The following is an 18,113-nucleotide window of genomic DNA, read 5'->3' on the forward strand; positions in this document are numbered from 1 at the left end:
TACTAAATTTAATGTAGAGTTTTTTATTAATAATATTTTAAATATTTTGCTGTTAGATTTACAAAATTTTTAAAATCACAAAGGTCTTTCTATGATGAGTTTATTAAAAGTTGCTGGCTTTTTGCCCTACCTTGCGATCGCATTTTTAAATGCAAGCGTTGATCTAGCACACAAAATCACCATACAAAATGTTCTTTTAAAAACATACGATGGCGACATACTTTTTATCCTAACAGCCGTCATAAACGCAATGATCTTGCTGCCATTTATATTTTTATTTTCGCCCTCAAGCTTTATAAATGATAAATTCTCAAAGACAAAAGTCATAAGAATTTGTGCCATTTTTGGCGTTATTATCAGTGTCGCGGTGCTTTTTAGCTATCTTGCAGGCGCTTTTGGCGTAGCCTTTGCTTTAACACTCATACTAGCCGCCCAAAGTGCTATCTACTCACCAGCAAAATATGGCATCATCAAAGCCCTAGTCGGCCCTGAGCGCCTTGGCACAGCAAATGGCATCATTCAAGCGCTTACCATCGTTGCGATACTTTTTAGCTCATTTTTATTTTCATTTATATTTGAAAATTTATACATTCAAGGTGAAAACTCAGAAGAAATTTTAAAAAGCGTCTATCCTATCGGTATCTTTTTAATTGTATTTAGCACACTTGAAGCATACTTTGCTTATAAGTTACCTTGCATCGATGAAAAAGACGAAACAGGCGAAAATTTTGATATTAAAAAATATATTCGCCTTGGCTATTTAAGAGAAAATTTAAAAGAAGTAATGTCAGATAAAAATATCTGGCTAAGTATCGCTGGGCTTAGCATATTTTGGGGAATTTCTCAGATCATCATCGCAGCTTTCCCAGCTCATTACAAAGCCGTTTTTAACGACGACAGCTCGCTAGCGGTGCAAGCGATCCTCGCAGCAAGCGCCATAGGCATCACATTTGGCTCATACGTGACTGGCTCTATGTCAAAGCTTCACATCGAGCTTGGCATCGTGCCGATGGGCGCTATCGGTATATTTTTCTCGCTTTTATTTTTCGCATTTGGCTCAAGCATCGGCGTAGTTAGCATTAGCTCATTTGCATTTGGCTTTTTTGGAGGCATATTTATAGTGCCGCTAAATGCGATGATCCAGTACTTCGCCCCACAAAAGAGCACCGGCAAGATAATGGCGGCAAACAACTTCTTGCAAAACGTCTCAATGCTGCTATTTCTAGCCATTGGCATAGGCTTAGTATATTTTGAAATTTCAACCACTGGACTCTTTGTCTTTACAGCGCTTGTTTGCCTAATAGGCAGTTTTTACGCTATTTTGCAGCTTCCACATCTTTTCACAAGGCTACTTTTACTGCCATTTTTAAAGACAAAGTACCGATTTTTCGTTGAGGGGCTTCAAAATTTACCACAAAGTGGCGGCGCGCTACTTCTTGGTAATCACATCAGCTGGATCGACTGGCTCGTGCTTCAAGCTGCAAGCCCAAGGGGCATAAGATTTGTCATGTATAGAACGATCTATAACAAATGGTATCTAAAGCAAATTTTTAAATTTTTTAAAGTGATCCCAATAGGCGCAGGGGCGAGCAAAGAGTCGATCGAACTAGTTAGAGAGTGCCTAAAAAATGGCGAAGTAGTCGCACTTTTCCCAGAGGGTCACATCAGCTACAACGGCCAGATAAACGAGTTTCAAAAGGGCTTTGAGCTTATCATCAGAGATCTAGAAGAAATTTGCATCGTGCCATTTTATCTTCGCGGCCTTTGGGGATCTAGCTTTTCAAGGGCTAGTAAATTTTATAAAGATCTCACTTCTAAAAACGGCAGACGCGACATCATCGTCGCCTTTGGTAAGCCGATAACCACATTTATAAACGCTGCAAAGATGAAGCAAAAGGTGCTTGAGCTTAGCTTTTCATCGTGGGAGAGCTTTATCTCAAGGCAAAAACCACTAACAAGCGAATGGCTAAATAACGCAAAAGAGGATAAATTTAAAGAGTGCGTGAGCGACAGCACTGGGCTAAATTTAAGCAACTTGAAATTTATAACAGCTGTTTTAGTATTTATCAAAATTTTTAAACGTGAGCTAAAAGATGAGAAAAATATAGGCATCTTGTTACCTAGCTCAAGCATCGCAGCTATCGTCAACATGGCGCTTCTTGCCATGGGCAAAGTGAGCGTAAATTTAAACTACACGCTTAATGTTACCTCGCTGAATCACGCTCTAAGAAAGGCAGATATAAACACAGTCATCACCTCTAGCAAATTTCTTGAAAAACTAGCGCTTAAAGGCTTTGATCTAAAAGATGCGATGAGTGGCAAGGCTAAATTTGCAGAAGATCTCTCAGCCAGCGTCTCAAAAAAAGAGAAATTTTTAGCGCTTTTAACTGCATTTTTTGCCCCAGTTTGGCTCATCAAGCTTTGCTATTTTAAGCGTGTAAGCTTAGAGGATACGGCTACCATTTTATTTAGTAGCGGCAGCGAAGGCGAGCCAAAAGGTATCGAGCTAAGCCACAAAAATTTACTTGCAAATATTAAGCAAATAAGCGAACTTCTAAATTTCAAAAAAGATGACGTGATCTTAAACTCACTCCCTGTTTTTCACTCATTTGGGCTAACAGTCACCACACTCATGCCACTTTGCGAGGGCGTAAAAATGGTAAGCGTGCCTGACCCAACAGATGGAGCGACTATCGGCAAAATGGCCGCAAGACACAGCGCTAGCATCATCTTTGGTACCTCGACATTTTTTAGGCTCTACACCAGAAACAAAAAGCTTCATCCACTGATGTTTCAAAGTGCCAGAATGGTCGTAGCTGGGGCTGAAAAGCTAAAACCTGAGATAAAAGACGAGTTTAGGCTCAAATTTGGCATAGAAATTTATGAAGGCTATGGCGCGACCGAAACGGCGCCAGTAGCTGCTGTAAATATGCCAAATATCCTAGAAAAAGAGAGTCTAAAAGAGCTTACATTTAATAGACCTGGCAGTGTTGGCATGCCACTACCTGGCACTATCATAAAAATAATCGACCCTGAGACTCTTGAAGAGCTAGAAACTGGCACAGACGGGCTAATAGTGATCGGCGGCTCGCAGGTGATGAAGGGCTATCTAAACGACGAAGCCAAAACAAGCGAGGTCATCACGCATATTGATGGCGTAAGATACTATAAAACTGGCGACAAAGGCCACATAGACGAAAACGGCTTTGTATTTATCGTCGATAGGTATTCGAGATTTGCCAAAATAGGCGGCGAGATGATAAGCCTTGGAAGCGTCGAAGAAGAGCTTGCAAAGGTGCTTGGAAGCGACGTCGTCTTCAGCAGCGCAAACGTGCCAGATAGCAAAAAGGGCGAAGCGATCGCACTTTTAGTAAAAAGTGGCACAGATCCTGAAAATATCGAGCAAATTTTAAAAGAGAGCAGCCTAGCTCCTATAATGATGCCAAGCTATATCTTCATCGTTGATGATATTCCAACGCTTGCAAGCGGCAAGGTTGATTTTAAGGGCGTAAAAGCTCTAGCAGTCTCACTTCTAGCGGAGTGAGGCACCGCCCTCTTTTTTCGTGATAAAATGCGCCAAAATACTGGTCAGATCGTAGTTGCGACTGACATTTGCATAAATCTTAAAAATTTTTTGCAAAGAGTTTTGTATAAAAATTTCTATTGCTTTTTAAATTTGGTGCAATTCATGCGATTGTTTGCTAAATTCTGCCTTTATAAAATTTTACTGGCAGATCATAAAAGATGACGCCATACAAATAGCGAATAAATGGGCTATAACGTAGAAAAAAGTAACAAAGAGCTGCTAATTAAGATAAATTTTGCCCTAAATAAGCTTAACAAAGAAGGGGCTTTAAGCGAAATTTCGCTTAAATACTTCGACAAAGATATTTCTAAATAAGGAGAATCAATGAATTTTAAGCCCATTTTTGGCTTGATCGCAGGTGCTTTTTTAGCTTTAAATTTAAATGCTTCAACTATCAAAAAAGGCGAACTTATCGTCGCAACTGAAGGCACTTACTCACCTTACTCATTTTACGATGAAAAGGGCGAGCTAGTAGGATATGACGTAGATATTGCAAGAGCCGTAGCGCAAAAACTAAATTTAAAAGTTGAGTTTCTAACAGCTCCTTGGGATGCGATGCTAGCTGCATTTGATGCTGGTAAAGCTGATGTTGTGTTTAACCAAGTAAGTATAAACGAGGATAGAAAGAAAAAGTATGGTATGAGCGTGTCTTACACTATGCCATATCCGGTAATTGTCGTGCATAAAGACAATAACGACATCAAAAGTTTTGCTGATCTAAAAGGCAAAAAGAGCGTGCACTCTGCGACTAGCAACTGGGCAGCGATAGCCGAGAAAAATGGCGCAACAGTGGTCGTAGCTGATGGCTTTAGCAAAGGCGTGGAGCTTATCATCTCAAAAAGAGCTGATGATACGATAAACGATAACGTCACTTTTTATGACTACATCAAACAACGCCCAAGTGCGCCACTAAAAATCGCATACACAAGCAACGAGCCGATGCCAACAGCTGCAATCGTTAAAAAAGGCAACACTGAGCTACTAGAAGCGATAAACAAAGCGCTTGATGAACTAAAAGCCGAGGGTAAGATAAGCGAAATTTCGATGAAATATTTTGGAAAAGATATTTCAAAATAAAGGATCAAAATGAAATTTACAAATTTATTAAAAGTAGTAGCCGTGCTTGCGATGGCTCTAAATTTACAAGCAAAAACTATAAAAGATGGCGTGCTAACAGTAGCAACTGAAGGTACTTACGCGCCTTTTACATTTTATAATGATAAAAATGAGCTAGTGGGATACGATGTAGATATCGCAAGAGCGGTAGCGCAAAAGCTAAATTTAAAAGTTGAGTTTCTAACAGCCCCTTGGGATGCGATGCTTGCTGCATTTGACGCTGGTAAGGCCGATGTTGTATTTAATCAAGTAAGTATAACTGACGAGAGAAAGAAAAAGTATGCTTTTTCAGTGCCTTATACTGTGACATTTGGCGCTATCATCACTAGAAAAGATAATAACGACATAAAAAGCTTTACCGACCTAAAAGGCAAAAGAAATGCCGACTCAGCTACGAGCAACTGGGCGAAAGTCGCCGTAAAATATGGCGCTGAACACGTCGTAACAGATAGTTTTGCTAAAAGTATGGAGCTTCTTATATCAAGGCGTGTAGATGCTGTTGTAAGAGATAACATCGTATTTTACGACTTCATAAAAGAGCGTCCAAACGCACCTGTAAAGATAGCTGCCTCACTTGATGAGAAAGACTACACAGCAGCAGCTGTTAAAAAGGACAACGCCGAGCTTGCAGAGCAAATTTCAAATGCTCTAAATGAACTTTCAAAAGAGGGCAAACTAGAAGCTATCTCAAAAAGCTACTTTGGCAAAGACGTCTCAAAATAAATTTATAAACCAATAAGGCAAAAATGGAAAATTTAGATAGAGTGATCGAGCTTGTTTCAAGCTCGACGCTACCGATGATCATCGCACTTTTAAAGGTGACGATCCCGCTTACATTGCTCTCGTTTTCGCTAGGGCTTGTCATCGCCATTATCACAGCAGTAGCGAGGCTTTCAAATATAAAAATTTTAAAATTTATATTTGCCACCTACGTTTGGATATTTCGCGGCACACCGCTTCTTGTGCAGCTTTTTATAGTATTTTATGGGCTTCCTAGCATTGGCGTCACGCTTGATACTTGGAGCGCGGCGACTATAGCATTTAGTCTAAACGTGGGTGCTTATGCGTCTGAATCTGTAAGGGCTGCCATACTTTCTGTACCAAAAGGCCAGTGGGAGGCTGCAACATCGCTTGGCATGACGCACTATCAAATTTTAAAGCGTATCATCGCACCTCAAGCAGTGAGGATCTCACTCCCACCGCTTTCTAACACATTTATAGGCCTTGTTAAGGACACTTCACTAGCAGCTTCTATAACGATGGTAGATATGTTTATGATTGCTCAAAGGATCGCAGCAAGGACCTTTGAGCCACTCATCCTCTACATCCTAGCAGCGCTCATCTACCTGGTGGTTTGTACACTCTTAACCTATCTTCAATCAAGGCTTGAAAAAGCTGTCTCAAGGTATGTCTAATGGCTATAAATTTTAAAAATATAAGCAAATCTTACGGCGATCATTTGGTGCTAGATAACATAAACACAAGCTTCAAAGAAGGACAAACGACCGTGATAGTTGGCTCATCTGGTTGTGGCAAATCAACGCTTCTTAGATGCATAAATTTACTTGAGATCCCACAAAGTGGCATTTTAGAGATAGATGATAGAGCTGTAAATTTTAAAGAGAAGCTTAGCTCAAAAAAGCTTTTAGAAATTCGTAAAAAAACAGGCATGGTCTTTCAAAATTTCAACCTCTTCCCGCACCTAACAGCGCTTCAAAATGTCACTGAAGCTCCGATCTACGTTCAAAAAAAAGATAAAAACGAAGCGATAAAAGAGGCAAAAGAGCTTTTAGCCAAAGTAGGGCTTAGTCACAAAGAAGATACCTATCCAAATAGGCTCTCTGGCGGTCAAGCACAGCGTGTAGCCATCGCTAGAGCCCTAGCTGTAAATCCATACTTTCTACTACTTGACGAGCCTACAAGTGCTCTTGATCCAGAGCTTGAGGCTGAAGTTTTAAAGGTCATCTTATCTCTTGCAAAAGAGAAAAAGTCTATGATCATTGTCACTCATAATATGAATTTTGCTAGAAAGATAGCTGATAGAATTTTATTTTTAGATAAAGGCGTGATCGCATTTGATGGCTTGGTAGATGAGTTTTTCAATAGCCAAAACGAAAGAATAAAAAGCTTTATCTCGGCTATGGATATATGAAAATTTTAGCTAGAAAATCTAGCTAAAATTACATTAAGCAAAGTAAGGTTTTATCTGCTCGATCCAAGCTGAAATTCTACCCTCAGTTTTGTCGCTTTGATTGTCAGCGTCAAGCGCTAAACCTACAAATTTTCCATTTTTTACGGCATCAGAGCCATCAAATGTATATCCGTCAGTGCTAACCTCACCAACTACCTTTGCGCCAGCTTTTACGACCTCATCATAAAGCTTTGCCATGCCATTACAGTACTCATCAGAGTAGCTCTCGCTATCACCCATGCCAAAAACAGCGACTGTTTTTCCGCTTAGATTTAGCGCTTTAAAGTCAAACGCATCCCAGTCATCTTGAAGATCGCCACTACCCCAGGTTGATGTACCAAGGATGAGCTTATCAAAGCTATTTAGTTTTGCTGCGTCTACATCGGCAACGTTTAAAAGCTCATTTTCAAGGCCTAGACCCTCACTTATAAGTTTTGCTGCATCTTCGGTATTTCCCATGCTGCTTCCATAAACTATACCTATCATTTTTATCCTTTTTAAAAAATTTTACTAATAATCGTATAAGGCACAAGCTTGATCAAACCTCTCGCATAACAGTGCCTAACCTCAACGTGTCGCCTAAATTCCTCATTTCTAGGAAAAACGATATAAACCATCTCACACTCGTGACCAAGCACACCGACAGCTCTATCTATATCGTCGTTTAAATTTCTCATATCATCAAAGCTCACTTTTTTAAAGCTTGGCATGACACTGAGCAAATTTTTACCATCTTTTTTGACCGAAATGACACCGCTATTTAGCATGACCTCTTTATCTTGATGGCGGAGGCGTATTTTATCATAAACAAATTGACAAAACATCTGTGCCGCATCGATACAAAACTCAAATTTTCCACTTGCGTAAAGCATTTTTATCATCTTTGCAGCCGCCATTTTCGGCTCTTTTGCTATAAATTTTATCTTTGAAAAGTCGCCTTTTAAATAAGCATTTATGATGATATTTGATGAAATACAAAAGTGATCTGCTGGCTTAAAATTTAGACATTTCTCACGAAGTAGGAAATTTATCCTAGCTTCAAAAATTTCTTTGAAATTTAGAAATTTAGCGTAAGAAAGTGGTATTTTTAGCTCACTTTCTACGCCAGAATTATAAAGTGCAATAAAAATTTTTGCACGTGAAAGCCTATCAAGCTTTGCAAAAATATTTGGAGTTATTTCGCCAATATCTGATAAAAGCCCGAATCTCATTGATTATTCTTTGCATCCAAATTCCTTATCTAGCCCAAAGACCTTGCAGTACTCGCAAAATACGCAGCTAACGCTTCTTTTTGCACAAACAATTGGAATATTTCTCTTTTTTGCTTGAGTTTTAATAGTCTTCATAGTGTTGTGGTTTAAAAAACTAGTTAGCATCACCACGCACTCGGTATCTTGAGGGATTGGCTTGCGATTTACACGGTTTTCATTTCTAGCATCCCAGTGTTCTATCTTCTCAGCTCCCAAATCATGTAAAACTGCCTTGATAGGCGTTATCTCATCTGCACCGATAACTAAAACTGACATAATAAGCTCCTAAAATTTATTCATTTTCTGATAATGATTATAAGGAAGCTTAACTAAAATTTTTCTTAGTTATGATACTTATTATCACTTATATGTAGAAATTTGTAACGTTTTACTTAGACATTTAAACATCTAAACTCTTTTAATCTTAGATACCGCAAACAAAAATATGATAAGTCCGCTTGTGGCAAAAAAACTACCGACATTGCCGATATTTTGCTCGCCTAAATGAACTATCGTTTGATGCCCTATTAGCGCCCCTGCTCCGATGCCTATGTTATAAATAGCCGAAAATATCGCCATTGCAGCATCAGTTGCATTTGAGGCTAAATTTAGCACTTTTATTTGAAAACTCATATTTACACCAGCTATGCCAAGCCCCCAAATAAAGGCCAAGACTAGCATTAAAACTTCATTTTTAGCAATAAAATTTAACACAAGCAAGCAATATAAAATAAGCATGATAGAAATTGCAGAAAATGCATTTGGAATAAGCTTATAAAATTTAGAGAAAAGCAGGCTTGCAACTACACCAGCAACGCCAAATATAAGCAAGAATATTGTGATAAATTTTCCATCAAAGCCACTGATATCTTTTGCAAATGGCTCAATGTAGCTATAGGTGCTAAAATGCGCGCTTATGATAATTGCAGTTAGTAAAAATACGACCATTAAAAGGCCATTTCTTGCAAGCTTAGGCAAGCTTTTAAGCGAGCCTGAGTTCTTACTTGGCAGAAGTGGCAAAATTTTATATAGCCAAGCTCCAACACCAACAGCAAAAATTCCGATCAGCCCAAAGGTCACACGCCAACCAAGCGCATCACCTAAAATTCTTCCAAGTGGCAGACCAAGTATCATCGCTAGCGATGTGCCAAGAGCTAGTAATCCAAGAGCTTGCGAGCTTTTATTTATCGGTGCTAACCTAACAGCAAGTGAAGCAGTGATAGCCCAAAAAATGGCATGGGCAATAGCTATCATCAACCGAGCAATAGTTAAAATTTTAAAATTCCAAGCAAAGGCACAAAGCGTATGAGCTACAACAAATACGATAAAAACTTTTAAAAGAAGAGATCTTCGTTCTAAATTTGCAGTTAAAAGCATAAGCGGTAAAGAGAGTATAGTGACGCTCCACGCATAAATCGTGATGATAAGACCGGTATCAGCCGTGCTCATATCAAAATCTTTTGCAATATCACTTAAAAGTGGCACTGGAACAAACTCAGTAGTGTTAAATATAAAAGCACAAAAAGCAAGAGCTATAACCCTTAAATAGGCTATCCTATGAACACTTATCAAATTTTATCCTTATTTTTTCATTACGGTAATGGAATTTTGCTTAAAGTTGGTAATTTAAAAGGCAAAATTCTCAGAATTTATTAATGACATAGATTAATAGTAGATTTTGGAAACTAGCTCTATAATAAAAGATTTTTAAAAATCGTAAGAAAATTTAAGGCGGAAAAATGGCTAAAATAATGAAAACTATGGACGGAAACGAGGCTGCGGCGCACGCGGCTTACGCATTTACGGAGGTTGCGGGCATCTACCCGATCACCCCTAGCTCGCCGATGGCTGATTACACCGATATGTGGGCGGCTCAGGGCAAGAAAAATCTATTCGGCATGCCAGTTAAAGTCGTCGAAATGCAAAGCGAAGGTGGAGCCGCGGGTACCGTGCACGGCTCGCTGCAAGTAGGCGCGCTAACTACGACATACACGGCTTCGCAAGGGCTTTTGCTAAAAATCCCGAATATGTACAAAATCGCAGGCCAGCTACTACCCGGCGTCATCCACGTGAGCGCGCGCTCTATCGCGGCCCAGGCGCTTTCTATCTTTGGCGATCATCAGGATATTTATGCCTGTCGCCAGACGGGATTTGCTATGCTAGCAAGCGGCTCCGTGCAAGAGGTCATGGATATCGCGGGTGTCGCGCATCTAGCGGCTATCAAGGGTCGCGTGCCATTTTTGCACTTTTTCGACGGATTTCGTACGAGCCACGAGATACAAAAGATCGAGGTGCTTGACTACGCGCACTTTGATAGGCTTCTTGACCGTGAGGCGCTGCAAAAATTTAGAGACGAGGCGCTAAGCCCCGAAAGTCCGAAGACTCGCGGCACGGCTCAAAACGACGACATCTACTTCCAGACGCGCGAGCTAGCCAACCGCTACTACGACGCGGTGCCTGATATAGTGGCCGAGTATCTAAAAGAAATTTCAAAAATCACGGGACGCGATTATAGACCGTTTAATTATTACGGCGATCCGCACGCTACGCGCATCGTGGTCGCGATGGGTTCGGTAACGCAAACTCTAGAAGAAGTGGTCGATCACCTACGCGCAAAGGGCGAAAAGGTGGGCGTGCTAAAGGTGCATCTATATCGTCCGTTTAGCCTAAAATACCTCTTTGACGTGATGCCTGAGACGGTAGAAAAGATCGCCGTGCTAGACCGCACGAAAGAGCCTGGAAGCCTCGGCGAGCCGCTATATCTGGACGTCAAGGCGGCGTTTTACGGACGCAAAAATCAGCCCGTGATCGTGGGCGGCCGCTACGGCCTAAGCTCAAAAGACGTCGATCCGGCTCAGATGCTAGCCGTCTTTGAAAATCTAAATTTAGAGGGGCCTAAAAACGGCTTTACCGTCGGTATCGAAGACGACGTGACCTTCACCTCGCTAAAAGTCGGCGAGAAAATTTCGCTAAGTGACGAGAGCGTGAAAGAGTGCCTATTTTACGGCCTTGGCGCGGACGGTACCGTTGGGGCGAATAAAAACTCCATCAAAATCATCGGCGATAAAACCGAGCTTTACGCGCAGGCGTATTTTGCCTACGACAGCAAAAAATCCGGCGGCTACACGCGCTCGCACCTGCGTTTCGGTAAAAACCCGATCCGCTCGACCTACCTCGTCTCAAATCCTCACTTCGTAGCCTGCTCGGTTGCGGCGTATCTTGAAATTTACGACGTCATAGACGGTATCCGCGAGGGCGGGACGTTCCTGCTAAACTCGATCTGGGACGCCGAGCAGACGGTCGCTAAATTGCCGAATAAAGTAAAGAAAATTTTAGCCACTAAAAAGGTAAATTTCTACATCATCAACGCTACCAAGCTAGCTCGCGAGATCGGGCTAAAAAACCGCACGAACACCATCATGCAGTCGGCGTTTTTTAAACTTGCAGACATCATCCCGTTTGCCGACGCGCAAAAATACATGAAAGAGTACGCGCACAAAGCCTACGCCAAAAAAGGCGAAGCGATCGTAGAGATGAACTACAAGGCTATCGATATGGGCGCAGACGGGCTGGTTAAGGTCGCGGTCGACCCTAGCTGGGCAAATTTGACGGATGACGCGAGCGCGGAGGAAAAATACGTCGGCGATGAATTTATAGAAAAAATCGTTAAACCTATAAACGCTGCCAGGGGCGATAGCTTGCCCGTTTCAGCGTTTGTGGGCTTTGAGGACGGACACTTTAAATCAGGCACCACGCAATACGAAAAACGCGGCATCGGCGTAATGGTGCCAAAGTGGATCGAGGGCAACTGCATCCAGTGCAATCAGTGCGCCTTCGTCTGCCCGCACGCGGTGATTCGCCCGTTTCTAATCGACGAAAACGAACTCGCCGCCGCGCCGCAAACCGTACAAGATCACGTCCTAGACGCCAAGGGCAAAGAGGTAAAAGGGCTAAAATACAAAATCCAAGTGAGCCCGCTTGACTGCACGGGCTGCGAGCTGTGCGCTCAAATTTGCCCGAGCAAGGAAAAATCGCTCGTCATGGTGCCGCTAGCCGAGGAGATGGAGTGGCACGAGCAGGAAAACGCCGATTATTTGTTTAAAAAAGTAACCTACAAAGACGATCTGATGAGCAAAGATAGCGTCAAGGGCGTGGGTTTTGCGCAGCCGCTATTTGAGTTTCACGGCGCGTGCCCGGGATGCGGCGAGACGCCTTATATCGGGCTTGTCACAAGACTATTCGGCGACCGCATGATCGTGGCAAACGCCACCGGTTGTAGCTCGATCTACGGCGGTAGCGCGCCTTCGACGCCTTATACGACGAACAAAGAGGGCAAGGGCGTAGCGTGGGCGAACTCGCTGTTTGAGGATAACGCGGAGTTTGGCATGGGTATGAACGTCGCGGTAGAGACGCTTCGCCACCGCATAGAAGACGTGATGCTACGCACCAAAGACGCCGCGCCAAATGCCCTAGCCGCGCTATACTCCGACTGGATCGCGCATAAAAACGACGGCGAGAAAACGACGCAAATAGCTAAAATTTTAATGCCGATTTTGGAGCAAAATTTAGACGTAGAGGGCGTAAAAGAAATTTTAGAGTTAAAAAGATACCTCGTCAAAAAATCTCAGTGGATCATCGGCGGCGACGGCTGGGCGTACGACATCGGCTTTGGCGGTCTTGACCACGTGCTAGCTAGCGGTGAAAACGTAAACGTGCTCGTACTTGACACCGAGGTCTACTCAAACACCGGCGGTCAAAGCTCAAAATCCAGCCGCGCTGGCTCCATAGCGCAGTTTACTGCTAGCGGCAAGCCGATGCAGAAAAAGGATCTGGGCTACATCGCGATGACCTACGGAAATATCTTCGTCGCTCAAATCAACTCAAACGCCAGCCAAGCAAACACGATAAAAGCCATCGCCGCAGCCGAAGCCTACGACGGGCCTAGCCTCGTGATAGCGTATTCGCCGTGTATCGCGCACGGTATAAAAGGCGGCATGGCCTACTCCGGCGGTCAAGGCGAGCTAGCGACCAAGTGCGGCTACTGGCCGACCTACGTCTACGATCCGCGCCTAATCAAAGAGGGCAAAAATCCGCTCAAAATGACCTCAAAAGAGCCCGACTGGTCGCTTTACGAGGAGTTTTTGCTAAACGAGGTTCGCTACAACTCGCTTAAGAAAACCAACCCTGAGCACGCGGACGAGCTGCTGGCTAAAAATAAGGCCGACGCGCAAAGACGCTATCGTCAGCTAAAACGCCTAAGCTTGGCTGATTTTAGCGACGAGATCGAGTCTAGCGCGCCTGAAAGCGCCGAGGATACCTCTGCCGGCACCGCAACCGAGTAAGGAGCAAATTTCTCTTGTCTAAATTTGGTGGGCGAGGGAAAATATCTGTAAATTTAGCCGCTAGTTCGGGCGGTTAAATTTGCTTTCAAATTTGAAAATTTTAAATTTAACGCGGCAAATTTAAAAGGCGCAAAATGAGTCAAAGACATCCTTTTAAACCGATTTTTGATAAAAACTCTAAAATTTTAATCCTCGGCTCCTTTCCCTCCGTTATTTCTCGTAAATTTGGCTTTTACTACGCAAATCCGCAAAATCGCTTTTGGCGGGTGCTGGCTGGGATTTTAAACGCTCCGCTGCCAGGAAGCACGGATGAAAAGATAGATTTTCTACTTGCCAGCCGTATCGCCATCTACGACGCTGCTATCTCGTGCGAGATAAAGGGTTCGAGTGATGCCAAAATGACCGCCGTCGAGCCCGCAAATTTAGAGCCGATTTTTAGCGGAGCGCGCATAGCGCAGGTTTTTTCAAACGGCGGCAAAGCCCACGAAATTTGCGAAAAATACCTAAAAGCTCAAATTCTAAACGCAACGGGCAAACCGCCCCTCAAACTACCCTCTACTAGCTCCGCAAACGCAAATTTTGGCTTTGAAAGGCTCGTGCAAGATTGGGCAGTCGTCGCGGAGGCGCTAAAAGACGGATAAATTTTATCTATCTAAATTTATATCACAAATGACAAAATCTAAAATAAAATCGCCTCCAAAATTTTAAGAAGCGAGCAAATTTAAAAAGGCTTGTTCGCTTTATTGCCGCAAATGGCGGCATAAGCCACTAGCTAGGCACTAAAGAATTTCTACGTGCAGTTTTTGTAAGAGAGTAGATGACGAGTAGCATAATAAAAATATAAAGCAAATTTGCGCTTTTTTGTATTGATTGCATTGCTTCATCGTATTTTAGAGCATTTAGAGCTTTTTCATACGATTTTTTAGCGGTTTCATGTAAATTTTTGCAGCTAGCATTATAATCCATGGGTTTCTTTGAATATTTTATGTATTTTTTCACAAAATCAATTAAAGGAGTATTTGTTCTACTATTATCCAATCTTTCTAAAATTATTTTTCTATTTTTAACTATAAAATTGATCTTATGTTCTGCTTTTGTATTGGTAAAATTTGCATCCAGAAGCATATCGTCCAAGCCATCATTATTGTATTTTATTATGTATTCTTCAAATTTGCTTTCAGCTATTTTTTCTGATGTAAAAATACCAATAAACGGCGTTATTAATACAGGTTTATCCAAAAAAATAGCCATAAAAATTAAATATGTCATAAAACGCACAAAACTAAATCTAAATAAATAAAACGATAAAGCATATAATGTCACATATAAAAGTATAAAAACAATAACATAAATAGAATAGTCAAAAGCATTAACTAAGCCTGGTGTAATGAAAATGATATATGCAAAAATTCCTATCGACGCAGTTGCCCACAGTATTTTATACTCCACTACAAAATACAATAAACATGTTAGTAGTCCAATTAAAAAAATAAGCAGCAACAATATCACCAATATTTTAGGACTATCAATCATTACTTTCAACAAAAAATCATCTAGAAACAAAAAAGATAATCCATACATGGCAATAGTTAGAATAGTAAAGTTTATTATCTTAAATAAATTTGTGTGATGATCACTGGTATTTCTATATAATTTTAGCATTATCAAATCTAAAAAGAGCTCGATACGACTTTTGCTTTTGGGCTTGGCTTCTACTTCATCGATAGATTTTACTTCTTTACTATTTTCACTATTTTTATCCTTTGCATTTTCAAGAGTAAATTCTAATTCTAGTTCTTTGCAGTACAGTTCTAGGCGGTGAAACAAGCTTGCGTCTAGGGCATTGCCTTTGTTGTTTAAAGCGTGTTTCATGAGTCTAAACCCGTCCCTAAAATCATTTATATTCTTTATATTATCGGTATTTACATCAGTTGCATTTTGAGTCTTGACAAGTTCTTTTAGATCTTCGTAAGTAAAATCCGTTTTTGCATTTACGAAATTTAAAGCGCCATTAAAAATAATTGATGAGAAATTAACCGGTTTTTTAAAAGTTACGCTATAAAAGCAAGCGACTTTTTTAAAATCAGCCTCGTGAAAATCGACAAACTCCTCAAAAACTCTATTATTAAAATAAGCATTATCCAGAAAAATCGTATTTTTAAAATTTGCATCTTTTACAAAAGTAAGATTTTTGTCTGTTTTGAAGTCTGCTTTACCTTTAAATTCGGCATTTTCAAAAATTGCCGTGCCTTTAAAGTCTGCATTTAAAAACCGTGCCTCATCGGCAAAAGTGGCAGAGCTAAAGTCTGTATTTGCCTTAAAAATAGTATTTGTAAAATATGCTTTTTCGTTGAATACCACATTTGAAAAGTCGGCTTTATTTTCAAAAGTTGTTTCCGTTAGTATCGCTCTGTTAAATTTAGTTCCACGAAATTGTACCTTTCCTTTAAATTTTGCTTTACCTAAATTTACTACATCATTAAATTTGGCTTCTGTAAAAATTAAGTCACTTTCAAAACAAGCTTCTTCAAAATATATTCTACAGTCAACTATTTTTCGATAAAAGCTTACTTTTTGTTTAAACTTAGCATTGGTAAAATTTACCTCTTTTCCATTAATCTGTTCAGATTGCAATTTAAATTCACAATTAAAAACGGTGTGCGAAAAATTTAAAGAATCAAATTCTCTAATATCCATAGTAAATTTTTGATTAAAATACGTTCCTTCACAATTTATATCTTGTAATTTATTTCTTGTAGTCAATTCAAAAGATTTATTAAAAATACAACCTGTAAAGTCTATATCTTCTCTAGCGTTTTTGGATATGAAATCGCCGTTAAACGTGCATGCCTGAAAAAACGCATATCCATCTGCGTAAACTTCTTTTACAAATTCACATCCGCCAAACGTGCTGTTATTGCTGATGTCGCGTAAAAATACTTTGTTTCCAAATTCGCAAGAGCTGATATTGGGAAATTCAGAGCCGGTAACTATAATAGCTTGCTTGATTTTGCTTAAATTTTTTATATCTTTTTGATTTCCTACAGGGCAGTTTTGTAGGATTATATTTGGTTCATCGCTTTGTAGATATTTTTCTAAATTTATATGATTTTTTAGACCTGGATCCGAGCTAAAGAAAAAATAATTAAAAATGAAAAAAGATTGACCGTCATATTCGCATTTTTTAACCCAATACTGTTTTTTGGGCCGCTCTAGTGTATCAAAAAGATATATATTTTCGCTAATAATTCCAAGCTCTTTAAGTCTTTTAAGATCATTTTGCTCAATCTCTTCTTTTGGCGCTTGCAAAATTTTATATATATCTAAACCCATTTTTAAACCTCGCTATCATGCACATGCTAAAAATTTACGTTATGCGAAATACTATCAAAAACCAACTTGTAAATTAATTACAAATAAATAAAAACAAACAACGGATTTTAGCCTCATCTTCACCTTAAATTTAATTTCAAATTTTAAAATTACCCAGATCAAACAAAACAGGAAAAACCGTAAAAATCCTAAAATTTCTATTTTTACTTCCACTTCTAGCCATCGGTGCGCAGGCATTAGAGCCAAAAATAGTAATGAAGCCTGAAGCTACCCTAAAAAACGGGCTTTACTACATAAAAGGCAAGCCCTACGACGGCACGTTAAAGATGCTTCGTTACAGCGTCGAGGACCTATATGACGTAAATGCGATGGGCATGGTCTATCCGAGGCTAAAGCCTCTGCCGCCCACGCTTATACGCGAGATAGACGTGCAGGGCGGTGCGGCGGTGCGATATCGAGACTATTTTGACGGTAGGGACAAGCCCTCAAACGAATACCCCCTAAAAAACGGCGTCCGCGAGGGCACGGCGAAGCACTACCACGCAGATAGCGGCGCTCTGATGGGCGAGAGCGAATACAAAAATGACGTCCGCGATGGGCGCTACCGCCGCTACTACTTTGACGAGGGCGGCGCGTTAAAGCAGGAGGGCTTTTTCAAGGCGGACAAACGAGAGGGCGTATTTACCGACTATTACGTTAGTGGCGAGGTTAGCGCACGCAGCCCATACGTCGGCGGGATGCGAAACGGCGAGGACATCGACTACTACAAAAGCGGCAAAATTAGAGGCGTGCGAACCTACAAAAATGACAAGCGAGAAGGCGCAGAAAAATGGTACTACGAAAGCGGCGCCGTGGAGGAGACGGGCGAATACAAAAACGACCGCAAACAAGGCGTTTGGAAGCGATTTTACGAAAACGGCAAAACGCGCGTGGTAGAAAATTACAAAGACGGCGAGAAGGACGGCGTCGCGCGCGAATACTACCCAAGCGGCAAGCTACGAGGCGAATACGAGTACAAAGACGGCCGCCAAACGGGCGCGGGGCTGGACTACTACGAGAGCGGGGCGCTGGCCGCAAAGAGGCGCGCCACTACTACGCAAACGGCAAACTCGAAGCCGAGGGGGAATTTGAGCGCGGCAGGCTCATCCGCGCCAAAAAATACGACGAATCGGGTAAGCTAATCAGCGACAAGTCTGATAAAAACGGACTTCCGAGGGAGTAAATACTAAAATAAGTTGCTACTGGCTTCATTTGAATTTTTACCAAACCAAATATTTACGTCCTTTTGTATTTTG

Annotated in this window: 14 protein-coding genes; 9 read left to right on the top strand and 5 right to left on the bottom strand. The window is 41.1% G+C overall.

All coding sequences use genetic code 11. The features are described 5' to 3' along the window. Positions 1–91 precede the first annotated feature (91 nt). The 6 genes from ATCC51562_RS08435 to ATCC51562_RS08455 all read left to right on the top strand — a co-directional run bounded on the left by ATCC51562_RS08435 (position 92) and on the right by ATCC51562_RS08455 (position 6,854). Entirely contained in the window at positions 92–3,544 is a 3,453-nt protein-coding gene (locus tag ATCC51562_RS08435) for an acyl-[ACP]--phospholipid O-acyltransferase (RefSeq protein WP_021091635.1), read from the top strand. Between the two features lie 225 nt (positions 3,545–3,769). Continuing rightward, positions 3,770–3,901 (top strand): hypothetical protein, encoded by a 132-nt coding sequence (locus tag ATCC51562_RS09910; RefSeq protein ID WP_021091814.1) that lies wholly within the window; start codon positions 3,770–3,772, stop codon positions 3,899–3,901. 9 nt (positions 3,902–3,910) lie between these two features. Beyond that, positions 3,911–4,663 (top strand): amino acid ABC transporter substrate-binding protein, encoded by a 753-nt coding sequence (locus ATCC51562_RS08440; RefSeq protein WP_021091722.1) that lies wholly within the window; start codon positions 3,911–3,913, stop codon positions 4,661–4,663. Between the two features lie 9 nt (positions 4,664–4,672). Beyond that, positions 4,673–5,425 carry an amino acid ABC transporter substrate-binding protein gene (locus ATCC51562_RS08445; protein ID WP_021091820.1) on the top strand — a complete coding sequence of 251 codons (753 nt, stop codon included), beginning with the start codon at positions 4,673–4,675 and terminating at the stop codon, positions 5,423–5,425. A gap of 23 nt (positions 5,426–5,448) precedes the next feature. Then, the gene (locus ATCC51562_RS08450; RefSeq protein WP_021091880.1) at positions 5,449–6,117 is read left to right on the top strand and encodes an amino acid ABC transporter permease; all 669 of its coding nucleotides are present in this window, start codon (positions 5,449–5,451) and stop codon (positions 6,115–6,117) included. Next, positions 6,117–6,854 (top strand): amino acid ABC transporter ATP-binding protein, encoded by a 738-nt coding sequence (locus tag ATCC51562_RS08455; RefSeq protein ID WP_021091833.1) that lies wholly within the window; start codon positions 6,117–6,119, stop codon positions 6,852–6,854. Before ATCC51562_RS08450 ends, ATCC51562_RS08455 begins: the two co-directional genes overlap by 1 nt. Positions 6,855–6,887: 33 nt before the next feature. On the opposite strand, the gene fldA is transcribed toward ATCC51562_RS08455, so the two are convergent. From fldA to ATCC51562_RS08475, 4 genes are all read right to left on the bottom strand, one after another. After that, positions 6,888–7,379, bottom strand: a complete 492-nt coding sequence (fldA, locus tag ATCC51562_RS08460) for a flavodoxin FldA (protein ID WP_021091868.1) — start codon at positions 7,377–7,379, stop codon at positions 6,888–6,890. 11 nt (positions 7,380–7,390) lie between these two features. Next, positions 7,391–8,104: a hypothetical protein gene (locus ATCC51562_RS08465; RefSeq protein ID WP_021091721.1), complete on the bottom strand. Its 714-nt coding sequence runs from the start codon at positions 8,102–8,104 to the stop codon at positions 7,391–7,393. Positions 8,105–8,107: 3 nt separating this feature from the next. After that, positions 8,108–8,419, bottom strand: coding sequence for a DUF2325 domain-containing protein (locus tag ATCC51562_RS08470; RefSeq protein ID WP_002939277.1), 312 nt, complete (start codon positions 8,417–8,419; stop codon positions 8,108–8,110). Positions 8,420–8,551: 132 nt separating this feature from the next. Further along, positions 8,552–9,715 carry a sugar transporter gene (locus ATCC51562_RS08475; protein ID WP_021091656.1) on the bottom strand — a complete coding sequence of 388 codons (1,164 nt, stop codon included), beginning with the start codon at positions 9,713–9,715 and terminating at the stop codon, positions 8,552–8,554. A 167-nt stretch (positions 9,716–9,882) separates the two neighbouring features. Between ATCC51562_RS08475 and nifJ the strand changes: the two genes are divergently transcribed. Beyond that, positions 9,883–13,485 carry a pyruvate:ferredoxin (flavodoxin) oxidoreductase gene (gene nifJ / locus ATCC51562_RS08480; RefSeq protein ID WP_021091860.1) on the top strand — a complete coding sequence of 1,201 codons (3,603 nt, stop codon included), beginning with the start codon at positions 9,883–9,885 and terminating at the stop codon, positions 13,483–13,485. A gap of 134 nt (positions 13,486–13,619) precedes the next feature. Then, on the top strand, positions 13,620–14,126 hold the full coding sequence (locus ATCC51562_RS08485) for a DNA-deoxyinosine glycosylase (RefSeq protein ID WP_021091775.1): 507 nt from the start codon (positions 13,620–13,622) through the stop codon (positions 14,124–14,126). A gap of 127 nt (positions 14,127–14,253) precedes the next feature. Here the strand turns inward: ATCC51562_RS08485 and ATCC51562_RS08490 are convergent, their stop codons facing one another. After that, positions 14,254–16,818 carry a pentapeptide repeat-containing protein gene (locus tag ATCC51562_RS08490; protein ID WP_021091663.1) on the bottom strand — a complete coding sequence of 855 codons (2,565 nt, stop codon included), beginning with the start codon at positions 16,816–16,818 and terminating at the stop codon, positions 14,254–14,256. A gap of 254 nt (positions 16,819–17,072) precedes the next feature. Between ATCC51562_RS08490 and ATCC51562_RS08495 the strand changes: the two genes are divergently transcribed. Continuing rightward, complete coding sequence (locus tag ATCC51562_RS08495; RefSeq protein WP_021091845.1) at positions 17,073–17,999, top strand: toxin-antitoxin system YwqK family antitoxin; 927 nt, start codon at positions 17,073–17,075, stop codon at positions 17,997–17,999. The last annotated feature ends 114 nt before the right edge of the window (positions 18,000–18,113 follow it).

Source organism: Campylobacter concisus ATCC 51562, assembly GCF_000466745.1.
Taxonomy (GTDB): Bacteria; Campylobacterota; Campylobacteria; order Campylobacterales; family Campylobacteraceae; genus Campylobacter_A; species Campylobacter_A concisus_B.

Bases quoted from the DNA above. Each gene is read 5' to 3' on its own strand.
- ATCC51562_RS08435 (WP_021091635.1), top strand. From the start codon at position 92: ATGATGAGTTTATTAAAAGTTGCTGGCTTTTTGCCCTACCTTGCGATC.
- ATCC51562_RS09910 (WP_021091814.1), top strand. From the start codon at position 3,770: ATGGGCTATAACGTAGAAAAAAGTAACAAAGAGCTGCTAATTAAGATA.
- ATCC51562_RS08440 (WP_021091722.1), top strand. From the start codon at position 3,911: ATGAATTTTAAGCCCATTTTTGGCTTGATCGCAGGTGCTTTTTTAGCT.
- ATCC51562_RS08445 (WP_021091820.1), top strand. From the start codon at position 4,673: ATGAAATTTACAAATTTATTAAAAGTAGTAGCCGTGCTTGCGATGGCT.
- ATCC51562_RS08450 (WP_021091880.1), top strand. From the start codon at position 5,449: ATGGAAAATTTAGATAGAGTGATCGAGCTTGTTTCAAGCTCGACGCTA.
- ATCC51562_RS08455 (WP_021091833.1), top strand. From the start codon at position 6,117: ATGGCTATAAATTTTAAAAATATAAGCAAATCTTACGGCGATCATTTG.
- fldA (WP_021091868.1), bottom strand. From the start codon at position 7,379: ATGATAGGTATAGTTTATGGAAGCAGCATGGGAAATACCGAAGATGCA.
- ATCC51562_RS08465 (WP_021091721.1), bottom strand. From the start codon at position 8,104: ATGAGATTCGGGCTTTTATCAGATATTGGCGAAATAACTCCAAATATT.
- ATCC51562_RS08470 (WP_002939277.1), bottom strand. From the start codon at position 8,419: ATGTCAGTTTTAGTTATCGGTGCAGATGAGATAACGCCTATCAAGGCA.
- nifJ (WP_021091860.1), top strand. From the start codon at position 9,883: ATGGCTAAAATAATGAAAACTATGGACGGAAACGAGGCTGCGGCGCAC.
- ATCC51562_RS08485 (WP_021091775.1), top strand. From the start codon at position 13,620: ATGAGTCAAAGACATCCTTTTAAACCGATTTTTGATAAAAACTCTAAA.
- ATCC51562_RS08490 (WP_021091663.1), bottom strand. From the start codon at position 16,818: ATGGGTTTAGATATATATAAAATTTTGCAAGCGCCAAAAGAAGAGATT.
- ATCC51562_RS08495 (WP_021091845.1), top strand. From the start codon at position 17,073: ATGAAGCCTGAAGCTACCCTAAAAAACGGGCTTTACTACATAAAAGGC.